This window comes from Rossellomorea sedimentorum, assembly GCF_046237645.1.
GTDB classification, from domain to species: domain Bacteria; phylum Bacillota; class Bacilli; order Bacillales; family Bacillaceae_B; genus Rossellomorea; species Rossellomorea sedimentorum.
The window spans coordinates 3,264,422-3,278,426 of sequence record NZ_CP143546.1 but is presented as its reverse complement, the minus strand read 5'-3'; the positions used below and the strand labels follow the sequence as shown (position 1 = coordinate 3,278,426).

Sequence of the window (14,005 nt, the reverse complement as noted above, 5' to 3'; positions counted from 1 at the left end):
TAACCATTTTTAGCACATTTCCATGGGTGAATCAACTAATAAATTCGAAAGTAGGGAGAACATGGCAAAACCAGCTGCACAGGGCATGACTAAAGAAAATATTCTCTTATCTGCTGTTTCTCTGTTTAATACCAAAGGATACAATGGCACTTCTGTCAGGGATATTGCAAAAAAAGCATGCGTTAACGCTGCAAATATCTCCTATCACTTTCATGGCAAGCAGGGGCTTCTCGAATCCTGTTTTACCCGCTTTTTTGAATCTTATTTAGAATGTCTCGAAGCAGAAGCAGATAAATTGGACTTCACTCCTGCGGATGAATGCTTAAAAAGGGCAGTATACAATATCCTTCAGTACCAGAGTGAAAATCATCTTCTGTCCCGTTTTGTCTGGAGGGAAATTTCCATCGACTCACAGATTGTCCGTGAAATCATTTCCTCGTACCTGATGAAAGAACGGTACTTGCTAAAGAGATTTTTTGAGGGCGGAAAAGAACAACACCGCTTCACTTCCATGCCAGTTAGTATTTTCATCATCCAGCTGAAATCCATGCTCTCCATGCCTTTTCTCAACAGCCAATATTTAAGAGAGGTATGGCATGTGTTCCCACAGGAACAGTACTTTGTCGACAGGTATTTCACTTCGATTGAGCAATGGATCGACCAATGCCTGCTGACAGGACAGACCGCATCCTTACAATAAAGTCAGCAAAGGATCATGCGGTCCCTGCCTTGATTCAAATCCTTTGCTTGATGTGCATCCGATCCATAGACAAGAGGGATTCCCATCTCCAGGGCCTGCTTTACGATTTCAGGCGGCGGGTAGGAAACGCCGCAGCCTTTTTTGAAAAAGCCTGCTCCATTATAATCAAGTTCCATTTTTCTGTTTGCGATTTCGTCCAATATCGAGTTTATTTCCTGGCTGAACGAGCTTGACGGCGGGAAATTTTTTTTGAATTTATCGGCAAGGGTAATATGCCCGATCCGCTTTGGTTTATAATTGCCAAGATCCGCTTTGATCGATTTCAATACCGTAGAATAATAGGCTTGATGTATTCGATCGACAGAGCCGTAAAACTCAATCATCCTCCCGAAATTCTCCTTGCTGTAGTCCAGGCAGTCGTAGGTCCCTTCTTTTAATAAAAAATGAACTGAAAGCAGGCTGTCGTCAAGATGGGGCCCGATTGTGTCAAGAAACTGAGTTGTCTCCTCCTCATAGCCTTCTATATAGTCAATTTCCAGTCCGGTCTTAATGGTGATTTTTCCCCTGTACTCTTTTTTTAAGTCTGTTAGATCCTTTAGATATGACTCCAGGTATTCCCTCTTCATGCCGCTGTCATTATCAGGGACAGGGTCTTTGAAACCTTCTGGGAGAGGGGCGTGTTCCGTAAAAGTGATTTCATCATATCCGAGTTCAAGTGCCCTGTTTATATAATCATGGAAGGTGTCCTTCGTCCCGTGCGGGCAATAAGGAGTGTGAATATGTCCGTCAATTTTCATCAAATCCCTCGTTTCCTTTTACTGTCATCTCCATATATAATAGTAAAATATCAATATTTTTGCTGAATAGATAGACTTTTATAATAAAACTTCTATTTGAAGAGGAAAAATTGCAAATAAATCGTCAAAAAATGTCGTTATCATGGTATCATAATAAAAGCTATGATGTGAGATTTTACAGTTTTTACATAGAGCAGACCAAGTTATAGAAGCAGGGGGCTTACGATGGAATTTATCATCGGAGGAATTATACTTTTAATCATACTATTTATTATCGGTTATTTTATAAGAAGAAAATATTATCATCATGTCGACCGCCTCGAATCGTGGAAGGTTGACATCATGAACAGGCCCATCTTGGATGAACTGTCCAAAGTCAAGCAGCTTAACATGACAGGCCAGACGGAAGAACTCTTTGAAAAATGGCGTAAAGGCTGGGATGATATCGTAACGGCCGAGCTTCCTGAAGTTGAGGAGCTGCTCTTCACGGCTGAAGAGTACATTGACAAGTTCCGCTTTGGTTCGGCTAAGGATGTACTGGCTAAAATCGAAGAAGTCTTAAATCTGACTGAAGACAAAATGGAAAGAATCCATTCTGAAGTTGAAGAGCTGGTCGGAAGTGAAGAAAAGAACAGACTTGAGATTGAAGAATTGAAAGAAGCCTTCCGTAAAAACAGGAAGACCCTGCTTGCCCACCGCCATACATATGGCAAAGCAGCATATGGGCTTGAAGCCAGGCTGGATGAAATGTCAGAGAAAATTGAAGACTTCCATAAGCTTACGGAAGAAGGGAATTACCTTGAGGCCAGGGAGCTTGTACTGGGGTTGACTGCGAATACCCAGGATATCGCCCAAAAGATGGAGACGATTCCCGATCTGCTCACAGAGTGTCAGAGCTCTCTTCCGAATCAACTGAACGAAGTGGAAGCAGGATACAATGAAATGGAATCTCAAGGGTATGTCTTGAAACACCTTGGCATCAATACTGAAATTGCAAGGCTGCGGGAAGAGCTGGCAGCATGCGTTGATGCACTGGAAAAACTTCAGACGGATAAAGTGACGGATGAAGTCAATGGATTGAAGGAAAGCGTTGAACACCTGTATGACATGCTTGAAAAAGAAGTTCTCGCTAAGCACTTCGTATTGCAAAATGAGGAGAAATCTTCAAAGCATCTTGAAACCATCAAGGCTGTCAATAAAGAAATTAAGCAGGAAACAGAGCTTGTTCAACAGGGGTATCATCTTCAGGATGAAGACTTGCAGATCCCGGTTCAATTGGATAAGAAAATCAATACACTGTTCAAGCGTTTTCAGCAGCTTCAGGAAAAAGTCGTGGAAAACGATTCGGCTTATTCATTCCTGAGTGAAGAATTGCAAGATATCAACCAGCAGCTTGAGATGATTCAAAACGAGCAAAATACTTTTTCAGAACAGCTTCAGGCTCTTAGAAAAGAAGAAATTGAAGCGAAAGAGAAAGTGTCCGAGCTTAAGAAAAAAATCGGTGAAGCAAGTAGGATGATTTCAAAAAGCAATGTTCCTGGATTGCCATCAGACTACAACGCTCTTCTTGAAGAGGCCTATAAAAATATTACCGATGTGGTTCGTGCTCTTGAAGAAAAGCCGCTCAATATGCCTGTCGTTCAAAAGTATCTCGAAAAAGCAGTGGATACGGTTAATCATTTCCACAAAAAGACAACAGATTTGATTGAAACGGTCATGCTTGCAGAGAAGGTCATTCAATACGGAAACCGTTACAGAAGCCGATATGGTGATGTTTCTCAAAAACTGCAGAAAGCAGAATCGGCATTCAGAAGCTATGAATACAGAGAGGCTCTTGAAGAAGCCGCTACAGCCATTGAGGAAGTTGAACCTGGTGCAATCAAAAGAATTGAAAGTATCGTGAATGAAGAAATGAATCATTAATATTAAAAATCCCGGCCTGGCATCAGCCAGACCGGGATTTTTTTATGCTTTTGAACGAAAACTTGCAGCGAAGAGAAAGCCGATGACAGCCCCAATCATTGCAGGCACCAGCCAGCCGATGCCCTCATTGAAGAGCGGCAAGACACCTAATGTATCATTCAAGCGGGCCAAATCAACTCCGGCTATTTTTAAACCGTCAATAATACTGATAAGGAACGTCGGTAACAGTGCCCCGATATATACAGCGGAGTAGCCGTTAAACCAGTTATGCATGAATGAAAGCATTATAAGAACAATCGCCAGTGGATAAATCACAATCAGGACCGGCAGAGATACGGAAATCAGCTGAGTCAACCCAATGTTGGCAATAATCATACTGAAAACACTGATAATGATGACCAGACTACGGTAAGATACTGGTAACAGTTTTGAAAAGTACTGTGCACAAGCTGACACCAGGCCGATGGAAGTCGTCAGACAGGCAAAAGTGATGGCCAGTCCCAATATGATCGTTCCGATTTGGCCGTACAGGTAATTAGCAGACCCGGCCAGGATGGCTCCTCCGTTGTCCTTCAACCCAATAGCTTCTGGACTTGTCGCCCCGATAAACCCGAGTGAGAGGTACACAAGTGCCAAGCCGGTTGCTGCAATGACTCCGGCAAGGATGCAAGCCTTCGTAATGGAAGCCTTGGATGTAATCCCTTTTTCTTTAACAGCATTGATGACTACAATCCCAAAGACGAGTGCGGCAATCGTGTCCAGTGTCAGGTACCCTTCAAGAAACCCTTTGAAAAAGGGACCGTCAATATAGGCACCAGAAGGCTCCTGGAATTCGCCCATTGGCGAGATGATACTTTTGGTGACCAGTATTGTCAGGATGACAAGTAAAGCAGGAGTCAAGACCTTGCCGATCCTGTCCACCAGTTTGGCAGGGTTCATTGCAAGCCATATGGTCAAACCGAAAAAGATGATGGTATAAATGAACAATGGCAATCCGTACTTACTGACATCCTCCCCAAGAAAAGGAGTGACACCAATTTCATAAGCGACCGTTCCTGTCCGTGGGATTCCAAAAAACGGACCAATTGCCAGATACATAACGACAGTAAAAACGATCCCAAAGACAGGACTCACTCTGCTTGCCAGTGTTTGAAGGTCACCGCCCGTTTTAGCAATCGCAATGATGCCCAGCAAAGGAAGACCGACCCCGGTAATCAGGAAACCAAGAATCCCTGTCCAGATATTATCTCCCGCCTGCTGCCCCAAAAAAGGAGGAAATATCATATTACCTGCCCCCAGGAACAAAGCGAACAGCATAAGGCCAACCGTAAAAATTAGATTTAATGATAGCGCTTTCTCTTTCATTGAATATGCCTCCTGAAATATATAAGGTGAATCAAACTGTTATATAGTAACACAGAATTGACGAAAATTGTCGAAATAATTAAAAGTTAAAAAATTCAGTATTTTAGTGTAAGGATAAAGGTTACTTTTCTATTTACGCTCTCACAAAACCACGGCAGCTATTCCTGCAATCAAGGGTGAGAGAGGTGGAAATATAGGGTATGCACTACTCAGAAAAATACTTCCTCATGATTCACCCGTATACAACAGGCTGATTCAAAAGCTATCATTGGAATTAGGGCAGTCACTAATTAATCTTCACATAACTAGTTGAAAATCATTCTTGAGAGTCGGAATTTTTTTCATGTTGGATTTGTGATAATATAATCTTTTGTAAGCTGTATTAGCTTTACCTAAGGGTATATATGGTTGATTGAAGCGGAAGGTGTGCGACCTCCTATGGGATCATCGGGACGTCTAGTTCCAGCGCCAAGCCCCTCGGGGTCAAATAACCCGAAGAGAATAAAAGGAAAGATCGCCTTTTTTTCTCTTCCTAGCGAAAAGAGCGATTAAAACATTAGATTTAATATTTTTAATACTGAAATTATCAGAAGGTGTAAATAGATGATTTATTTTGATAACAGCGCTACGACAAAACCTTATAAAGAAGTTCTCGATACCTTTTTGAAGGTAAATGAAGACTATTTCGCCAATCCTTCTTCGATTCATGCTCTTGGCGGAAAAGTGGAGACACTGATCGGCAAGTCAAGAAAACAGGTTGCCAATCTGCTGAATATCAAGGAAACGGAAGTTTTTTTTACATCAGGAGGAACTGAGTCAAATAATCTCGCCTTAAAAGGGACCGCTTTACAGTACCGTAAACGGGGAAGGCACATTATCACGACTATGATTGAACATCCATCCATCACTGAAACATGTGAACAATTGAAGGAACTCGGTTTTGACATCACGTACCTGCCAGTCGATTCACAAGGAAAAGTCCAGGTTGAGGAGGTACTGAATGCCCTTAGGGATGACACGATTTTGGTTTCCATCATGCATGTAAATAATGAAGTAGGAAGTATCCAGCCGGTTGCAGAAATCGGAAATGCGCTGAAAGCCTATCCCAAAGTGATTTTTCATGTGGATCATATCCAGGGAATCGGTAAGGTACCTCTGTCTTTTCATGAAGCCGGAATCGATCTTTGCTCTATTTCCGGCCATAAAATACATGGATTAAAAGGCACTGGAATGTTGTATATTAAGGAAGGATTGGAAATTTCTCCTTTACTCTCCGGCGGGGAACAGGAAAGGAAAATCAGGAGTGGAACAGAAAATACAGGAGGAATCGTATCGTTTGCGAAAGCCTTGAGACTGCATTTTGAAAAAGGCAGAAAAGAACTGGATCGAATTCAGAAGTTGAACACTTATTTAAGGAATAAACTAAGTAAACTAGAGGGAATCACCATCCATTCTCCTGAAGCAGGATCAGCTCCACATATTGTGAATTTTTCAGTGAGTGATATCCGCGGTGAGATTTTTGTGCATGCATTGGAAGATTTTAATATATATGTATCGACCACCAGCGCGTGCTCATCCAAAAAAAATGTTCCCTCAAGGACACTGCAGGGAATGGGCATAAACGAAACCCTTCTCAATACATCTGTCAGAGTCAGTTTTTCTTTTGAGAATACGGAAAATGAAGTGGACGCATTTTGCAGTGCAGTTGAAGACGTAAAGAAAAATTTAGAAGAAACGACGAGGAGAAGAAGATGATTTATGATCAAATACTAGTCCGTTATGGCGAAATTTCAACAAAAGGCCGCAACCGCAAGGCTTTTACAAAAAAACTGAGAGAAAATATTCTCATGGTGCTGAAAGACTTCCCGAAGGTAAAGGTCAGTGCCACCCGGGACAGATTGCACATCTACCTTAATGGTGAAAATGGGGAAGAAGCCCTCAAGAAACTGGCAAATGTATTCGGAATCCAATCTTACAGCCCTGTAGTGAAAACTGCAAAAGATGTTGATGAGATAAAAGAAGCTGCCCTTACGCTTATGAAAAAAACATATTCAGAAGGACAGACATTCAAAGTATCGGCAAGAAGAGCGGACAAAACCTTCGAACTTGATACAAATGAAATCAATTACGCAGTCGGTTCCCATGTGCTTAAAAATACGGAAGGTTTAACAGTGGACGTGAAAAACCCGGATATAAAGCTGAACGTGGAAATCAGAAAAGAAGGCGCTTATCTTTCAAGTGAAATTTACCAGGGAGCCGGAGGAATGCCTGCCGGAGCCAGCGGTAAAGCGATGCTGATGCTTTCCGGAGGGTTGGACAGCCCAGTTGCTGGCTATTTGATTATGAAGCGAGGCGTGGAGGTCGAGGCTGTACACTTTCACAGTCCTCCTTTTACAAGTGAGAGAGCTAAGCAAAAAGTCATCGACCTGGCAAAGTCACTGTCTGTATTTAGCGGAGGAATCAAGCTGCATATAGTTCCATTCACTGAAATCCAGCAGACCGTCCATAATCAGGTTCCTGAAAACTATACGATGACATCTACTAGAAGAATGATGTTGAGGATTACAGAGAAACTGAGACAGAAACATAATGGACTAGGCATTATTACAGGCGAAAGCCTCGGGCAAGTGGCCAGCCAAACTTTAGACAGTATGCTGGCCATCAACGAAGTTACCAGCACTCCTGTCCTCAGGCCGCTGATTGCAACCGATAAACTTGAAATCATTGATATTGCCAAAAAGATCGGAACCCATGATATTTCAATTCTGCCCTATGAAGATTGTTGTACCATCTTTACTCCGCCCGCCCCGAAAACAAAGCCGAAAACGGAGAAAATTCAATACTATGAAAGCTTTGTTGACTTTGAACCTCTCATTGATAAGGCTGTCGCTGACACCGAGATGCTTGTCATTGAGGGAGGTACCCTGCAAACCGAGAATGCTGAATTAGATGATCTGTTGTAATATTATTAGGAAGAATTACCAATAGAGAAACCGAATGAAGCCATGTGTTTTCGCACACTCTATACTCACAAGGAGGTGAAAGACACATGGCAAACAACAACAGTTCAAACCAACTAGTAGCTCCAGGAGCTCAACAAGCGATCGACCAAATGAAATACGAAATCGCTTCTGAATTCGGTGTACAACTTGGTGCAGATGCAACTGCACGTGCTAACGGTTCTGTCGGTGGTGAAATCACTAAACGTTTAGTTCAAATGGCTGAACAACAAATCGGCGGCGGATACCAACAGTAATTCAACTAAATACAATGGCTACAAGGAGCGGGATTTCCCGCTCCTTTATTTGTGTCTTCGCTTTTCAAGTTACGCGAACACGAGGGACTTGGCGTTGGAATTGAACGTCCCGCCCAAAGACCTTCAGAATAGTATTAAGGTAACCCAAAGCTTTTGTGAAGATAGCTTTTATAAGCTTGGAATGTAGCAATACGAAAAATTTTAATAAAGTTTGATAAAGTCTTAATACCGAAATTCCACGGGAGGCATATTGTGCTAATGTCTTGCGGAGACTCGATTCCTGAAAGGGTGACTACGTTTTTCTACTAACGGTTTTATCCCTATTTTTCCCCTTTTGTATAGATTGAGACAAAATACTTCAACTAAATTATTTTAAATATTATAAAAATTTAGTATAATATAACAGAATAACAACAAAGGGGGAGATTTAATGAGAAGAGAGGACTTACTTTCACCAGAAAAGTACAATCTCATCAGCGAAGTCGAGAAGTTTGCAGGAGATCCGAACAAGAAGGCAATCTTATGGAAGAGTGAACAAGGGGAAGAGAAAGACATTACATATGAAGAACTAATGAAGAATGCGAACAAAATTGGAAACGCATTCATGAATAACGGATTGGAAAAAGGCGATGTCGTCCTCGTTATGATTCCAAGGTTGATTGAGGCATATGAGACGTATGTCGCTGCCCTGAAAGCAGGAATGGTGGTCATCCCAAGTTCAGAAATGCTTCGCTCCAAAGACTTAAAATACAGAATTGAGCATGGAGATGTTAAAGCAATCGTTTGTTACGCTCCATATACCGAACAGTTTGATCAGGTGGAAGAAAGTTCAGGATTAAAGAAGTTTGTGGTAGGTGCAGAAAAGGAAGGCTGGCTTTCTTTGGATCAATTAAAGGACGAATCTTCTGACGAGTTCGCACTCGCCGATACAGTTCGGGATGATATGGCTTTCCTTTCTTACACATCCGGAACAACAGGCAATCCTAAGGGAGTTGTCCATACACATGGATGGGCTTATGCTCACTTGCGTACAGCTGCAAAAAAATGGCTCAGCATCGAGGAGGGAGATACGGTATGGGCAACGGCCGGTCCAGGCTGGCAAAAGTGGATCTGGAGTCCTTTCCTTTCTGTGCTGGGGTCTGGTGCCACCGGACTGGTTTATCAAGGGAAATTTGAACCGGATACGTACCTGCAAATGCTGGAAGACTATCAGGTCAATGTGCTTTGCTGTACGCCTACAGAATATCGTTTGATGGCCAAAGTCGATGACTTGGGCAAATATAATCTTCAACACTTGCATAGTGCCGTTTCCGCAGGCGAACCATTGAACAGGGAAGTCATTGATGCCTTCCAAAAACATTTCAAGGTGGATGTCAGGGACGGATATGGACAGACGGAAAATACTCTGCTTGTCGGAATCATGAAAGGGATGGAATTGAAGCCGGGGTCGATGGGGAAACCAACACCAGGGAACCGAGTGGATATCATTGATGAAGAAGGCAAACCGTGTGCTCCCGGGGAAGTGGGGGATATTGCGGTACACACCGAAACACCGGCTCTATTTAAAAATTATTATAAAGACCCTGAAAGGACAGCCATGCAGTTCAGGGGAGATTATTATATTACAGGCGATAAAGCGAAGAAGGATGAGGACGGATATTTCTGGTTTGAAGGCCGTGGTGATGACATCATCATCAGTTCGGGTTACACCATTGGACCGTTTGAAGTGGAGGACGCACTCGTCAAACATCCTTCGGTGAAAGAGTGTGCTGTAGTGGCAAGTCCTGATGAAGTCCGGGGAAATATCGTCAAAGCCTTTGTTGTGCTTCGAGACGGTGTAAATCCGGAAGATCCTGGCCTGGTGAAAGATCTACAGGAACATGTGAAAGAATTGACGGCTCCATATAAATATCCAAGAAGTATTGAGTTTCTTGATGAACTGCCAAAAACGACTTCTGGAAAGATCAGAAGGGTAGAATTGAGACAGAATGAAAGAACAGCCGTGCAGAAGTAACTCTGAAATTTTTTTGAATGCTGTACTACGCCGGAAGGGCGTGGTGCAGCTTTTTTTGATTTTGTGGAGTTATGACCTTTGTAAGTGATTTTTGTGAATGTCCCCCGCATTGTGAGCGCTGTAGGTCATTTGCGATTTTTTCGCAGAATGATCCCCCGTGCAGTCGAAGCGCGGTACATCAATTTAAAATTAATGCGGAATGATGTCCCTTGGAGGGGAAGCGGGGTACGTGATTTTGGAATTGTTGTGAGATGATGTCCCTCGGAGGCGTAGCGGGGTACATGATTTTGAAATTTTAGCCAGATGATGTCCCTCGCAGTCGGAGCGCGCTACATCATTTGGAAATATACGCGGAGTGATGTCCCTCGCATGCGAAGCGCGGTACATGATTTTGGAATTCATGCGGAATGATGTCCCCCGCATGCAAAGCGCGGTCCATCATTTGGAAATTTTTCATAAGATGATTCCATTGAAGCACTCCTATTCTCAATAATGCTGATTTTTCAGAAAACGAAATGCTTTAAAGTATTAAAGCGATATAGTAAAATAATACAGGAAGAAATAAGACGGGAGTGGCTCCCGGGCTTGATAGAGCAGCGGTATATGTTCCCGCCCATGCATGAGAAACCTCTATCAGGAAGGTGGGCCAGTCCTTTTTTGTATAGATAACGATGAAGACAAGGAGTTTTTTTAATGGGTACTTTATGGCATAATGGAACGTTTTATACCATGACAGAAGAAGGCGCGGCAGCCGAAGCCGTCTACACAGAAGATGGTTCTATTAAAGGGGTTGGCTCGTTACAAGAAATGGAATCAAGATTTGGAGATGCCGTTTCGAAAAGAGTTGATCTGCAAGGTAATACGGTTTTCCCTGGATTTGTCGACAGTCATATGCATCTTATCGGACATGGAGAGACACTGATTCGTTTGGACCTTTCAAAGATGAATACAAAAGCGGAGGTTCTGCAGGCAGTAAAAGAAAAAGCTGAAAACACGCCGGAAGGCAACTGGGTTATCGGTGAAGGATTCAATGAGAATCTCTGGGAAAACAGTGAAGTCATCACAAGGCAGGAGATTGATGAGGTCGTATCCGACAAGCCGGTCCTGCTAAAGCGAATTTGCCGCCACGCCATGGTTGCCAACTCAATGGCTTTGGAGCTGGCAGGAATTAATGAGAAATCAGAAAATCCTGCAGGAGGGGTCATCGAGAGAAACGAAAACGGTGAGTTAAATGGTGTGTTGAAGGACACAGCTCAGGATATACTTATCGATGCCCTTCCATCACCGACAGCAGAATATCTGGAAGAAGCTTTGACAAAAGCGATTGAGAACTGCTGGAGGCTCGGACTTGTCGGGGGGCATACGGAAGATTTGAGCTATTACGGAAATTTCAATAAGACCTACCAAACCTTTTTGAATGTAATCGAGGAAGGGGGCAGGAAGTTCCGGTCACATTTGCTTGTCCATCAAGCTGTAATCGACGATTGGAAAGAAGCTGGATTTACTTTTATGGGTGGAACACCCCTGGTGGAATTTGGAGCGATGAAAATTTTCGCCGATGGTGCACTTGGAGGAAGAACGGCGTTATTAAGCCATCCATATAATGATGACCCCTCTACCCATGGGGTAGCGATCCACTCGCAGGACAAGCTGAAGGAACTTGTTAGAAAAGCAAGGAAATATCAGCTTCCGATCGCCGTGCATACAATTGGTGACCAGGCATTTGAGAACGTGCTGGATGTAGTAGAAGAATATCCAACGTACAATGGGAGAAGGGACCGCTTTATCCATGCACAGCTATTGCGCAGAGAATTGATTGACAGGATCAAGGGTCTGCCGCTTATACTCGATATTCAACCAAGATTTGTCCCTTCCGACTTCCCGTGGGTGATCGATCGTATCGGCCAAGAAAATATGGAATACAATTATGCATGGAAAACCTTATTGGATGAGGGCATTCCTTGTGCGGGAGGATCTGACGCCCCGATTGAGCCTGTAGATCCTTTACTGGGAATCCATGCCGCTGTCACAAGAACCAACCCCTTGGATCCGGCAAGAACGGTGTATATGGAAGAACAAAGATTATCAATGTATGAGGCGGTTTCCTTATTCACCAAAGGCAGTGCCTACGCATGCCATCATGAGCACGATCACGGTATGATTAAAGAAGGATACAGAGCCGATTTCACTGTCCTTCCGAAAGATATCTTCCAGATAGATGCGGATGAGTTGCTTCATATGGAAGTGGAAATGACAGTCGTGGATGAATCTGTTGTATATAAAAAAGCATAAAAATGGTTGGAAGGTGCTTGGTAATCAGGCACCTTCACTTATGCGAAGTTATTCCATCCAAACTTTCAGATTGCCCTTTAACAGGAACCGATATATAATGAAATTATTTCGAGAACTGAAATAATTTGAAAGGGGTGGCCGGCATAAAAACAGAAGAACAAGCTGGTATTCTGTATACGGCATTTTCTTATTTTCTATGGGGGATTTTGCCGATTTACTGGAAGTTTCTTGATCACGTACCGGCAGATGAAATATTGGCAAACAGAATATTCTGGTCATTCTGGTTTATGATTGTCGTTTTAATCTTCATCAAGAAGTTCCCAGTCTTTTGGAATATGATAAAGGGAATGATGAAAACCAAAAAGAAACTTGCTGCCTTGGCAACAGCATCGCTACTCGTCAGTGCAAACTGGTTCATTTATATTTGGGCTGTCAACACCGATCAGATGGTAGAAGCAAGTCTCGGCTATTATATCAATCCTCTTGTAAGTGTCCTGCTTGGAGTCTTTATTTTAAGAGAACAAATGACGAAAGCCCAGGTGTTTTCCTTCCTATTGGCAGCCGCAGGTGTCATTGTGCTGACTGCTTCATACGGAAGATTTCCTTGGATTGCCATTGGGCTGGCTTTCTCCTTTGGTCTGTACGGACTCGCAAAAAAATTGATCAAAGTAGATTCTGACGTTGGGTTGACGCTCGAGACCATGACCACTGCGCCATTTGCCCTTATTTACCTGTTTTATTTGTCCTCTAAGGGGCATATTTCATTGTTTCAATTGTCTGTTGGCACTGATTTGTTATTGATTGCAGCCGGTGCTGTAACGGCTGTACCACTCCTCTACTTTGCCAAGGGTGCGCAAAGAATTCCGTTATATATGGTAGGGTTCCTGCAGTACATCGCGCCTACCCTGACATTAATTTTGGGGGTATTTCTTTACGGAGAACCTTTTACCCAGACACACTTGATTGCATTCACTCTCATTTGGTCAGCATTGACGATATTCTCTGTTTCACGAATGAAGAGAGTGAAGCGAAAAGTGAAAACACAGGAGAAATGTGCTTAACTAAGACTGAAGCTGGCAGCCTTGATGGTTGTCGGCTTTTTTTTCTTCTGGGGGGTAATTGGTAATGATATGGTAGTATTAAGTGGCGGAATATTCTCACTTTGTTTTATGAGAACAATTCAAAAGGAGGATGGGAATGGGAGGTCTGGATTCTGAATTTTGGTGGCATCTTTTTATAATTTTAGGAAGTTTAAGTCTGATGCTATTTGTAGTTAATATCATTTTAAGGAAGTATTTAGGGGTACAACGGAAGAAGTTTTTCTCTTACAATCATGTGAATGAAAAACATAAAAAAATTGAGCGGATAATAAGGGGTTCCTTTATTGTATTGTTTATTATTGCAACCACAATAAATATTTTATTTTGGGAAGCAAGTTTATGGTATCTAACACCACATATTCTTCTTATCCCTTTTATTATTGCTCTTGAAGTGACCAGGGCAGTAATGGAAAAAAAGTATGCTGATAACCAAAATGATTATAAATTCACTCTGGCACAACTAGGATTTATACTGATAGTTCTATTGGTGATGGACATATATTTTTATTATTATGCGTTTTCAAATGAATTACCTGTTACATAAAAAAGAAGCCTGGC

The 14,005-nt window shown here is 42.5% G+C and carries 11 protein-coding genes; 9 read left to right on the top strand and 2 right to left on the bottom strand.

Features of this window, described 5'->3' with window-relative positions; translation table 11 throughout:
* Positions 1 to 61: 61 nt before the first annotated feature.
* Positions 62 to 700: a forespore capture DNA-binding protein RefZ gene (gene refZ, locus V1502_RS16130; RefSeq protein ID WP_409251649.1), complete on the top strand. Its 639-nt coding sequence runs from the start codon at positions 62 to 64 to the stop codon at positions 698 to 700.
* 2 nt (positions 701 to 702) lie between these two features.
* Here refZ and hisJ read toward each other — a convergent pair whose 3' ends face one another.
* Positions 703 to 1,497 (bottom strand): histidinol-phosphatase HisJ, encoded by a 795-nt coding sequence (gene hisJ / locus V1502_RS16125; protein WP_409251648.1) that lies wholly within the window; start codon positions 1,495 to 1,497, stop codon positions 703 to 705.
* A 225-nt stretch (positions 1,498 to 1,722) separates the two neighbouring features.
* Between hisJ and ezrA the strand changes: the two genes are divergently transcribed.
* Positions 1,723 to 3,420 (top strand): septation ring formation regulator EzrA, encoded by a 1,698-nt coding sequence (gene ezrA / locus V1502_RS16120; RefSeq protein ID WP_409251647.1) that lies wholly within the window; start codon positions 1,723 to 1,725, stop codon positions 3,418 to 3,420.
* A 42-nt stretch (positions 3,421 to 3,462) separates the two neighbouring features.
* Here ezrA and brnQ read toward each other — a convergent pair whose 3' ends face one another.
* The gene (gene brnQ, locus V1502_RS16115; protein WP_409251646.1) at positions 3,463 to 4,785 is read right to left on the bottom strand and encodes a branched-chain amino acid transport system II carrier protein; all 1,323 of its coding nucleotides are present in this window, start codon (positions 4,783 to 4,785) and stop codon (positions 3,463 to 3,465) included.
* A gap of 603 nt (positions 4,786 to 5,388) precedes the next feature.
* Here brnQ and V1502_RS16110 point away from each other — a divergent pair.
* From V1502_RS16110 to V1502_RS16080, 7 genes are all read left to right on the top strand, one after another.
* Positions 5,389 to 6,540, top strand: coding sequence for a cysteine desulfurase family protein (locus V1502_RS16110; RefSeq protein ID WP_409251645.1), 1,152 nt, complete (start codon positions 5,389 to 5,391; stop codon positions 6,538 to 6,540).
* On the top strand, positions 6,537 to 7,748 hold the full coding sequence (gene thiI / locus V1502_RS16105) for a tRNA uracil 4-sulfurtransferase ThiI (RefSeq protein WP_409251644.1): 1,212 nt from the start codon (positions 6,537 to 6,539) through the stop codon (positions 7,746 to 7,748). Before V1502_RS16110 ends, thiI begins: the two co-directional genes overlap by 4 nt.
* An 86-nt stretch (positions 7,749 to 7,834) precedes the next feature.
* A complete protein-coding gene (locus tag V1502_RS16100; RefSeq protein ID WP_409251643.1) occupies positions 7,835 to 8,041 on the top strand; it encodes a small, acid-soluble spore protein, alpha/beta type in 207 nt (68 codons plus the stop codon).
* A gap of 430 nt (positions 8,042 to 8,471) precedes the next feature.
* Positions 8,472 to 10,055 carry an acyl-CoA synthetase MbcS gene (mbcS, locus tag V1502_RS16095; protein WP_409251642.1) on the top strand — a complete coding sequence of 528 codons (1,584 nt, stop codon included), beginning with the start codon at positions 8,472 to 8,474 and terminating at the stop codon, positions 10,053 to 10,055.
* 693 nt (positions 10,056 to 10,748) lie between these two features.
* A complete protein-coding gene (locus tag V1502_RS16090) occupies positions 10,749 to 12,347 on the top strand; it encodes an amidohydrolase (RefSeq protein WP_409251641.1) in 1,599 nt (532 codons plus the stop codon).
* A gap of 125 nt (positions 12,348 to 12,472) precedes the next feature.
* Positions 12,473 to 13,408: an EamA family transporter RarD gene (gene rarD / locus V1502_RS16085; protein ID WP_409251640.1), complete on the top strand. Its 936-nt coding sequence runs from the start codon at positions 12,473 to 12,475 to the stop codon at positions 13,406 to 13,408.
* Between the two features lie 136 nt (positions 13,409 to 13,544).
* Positions 13,545 to 13,991 carry a DUF4181 domain-containing protein gene (locus V1502_RS16080; RefSeq protein WP_409251639.1) on the top strand — a complete coding sequence of 149 codons (447 nt, stop codon included), beginning with the start codon at positions 13,545 to 13,547 and terminating at the stop codon, positions 13,989 to 13,991.
* Positions 13,992 to 14,005 lie beyond the last annotated feature (14 nt).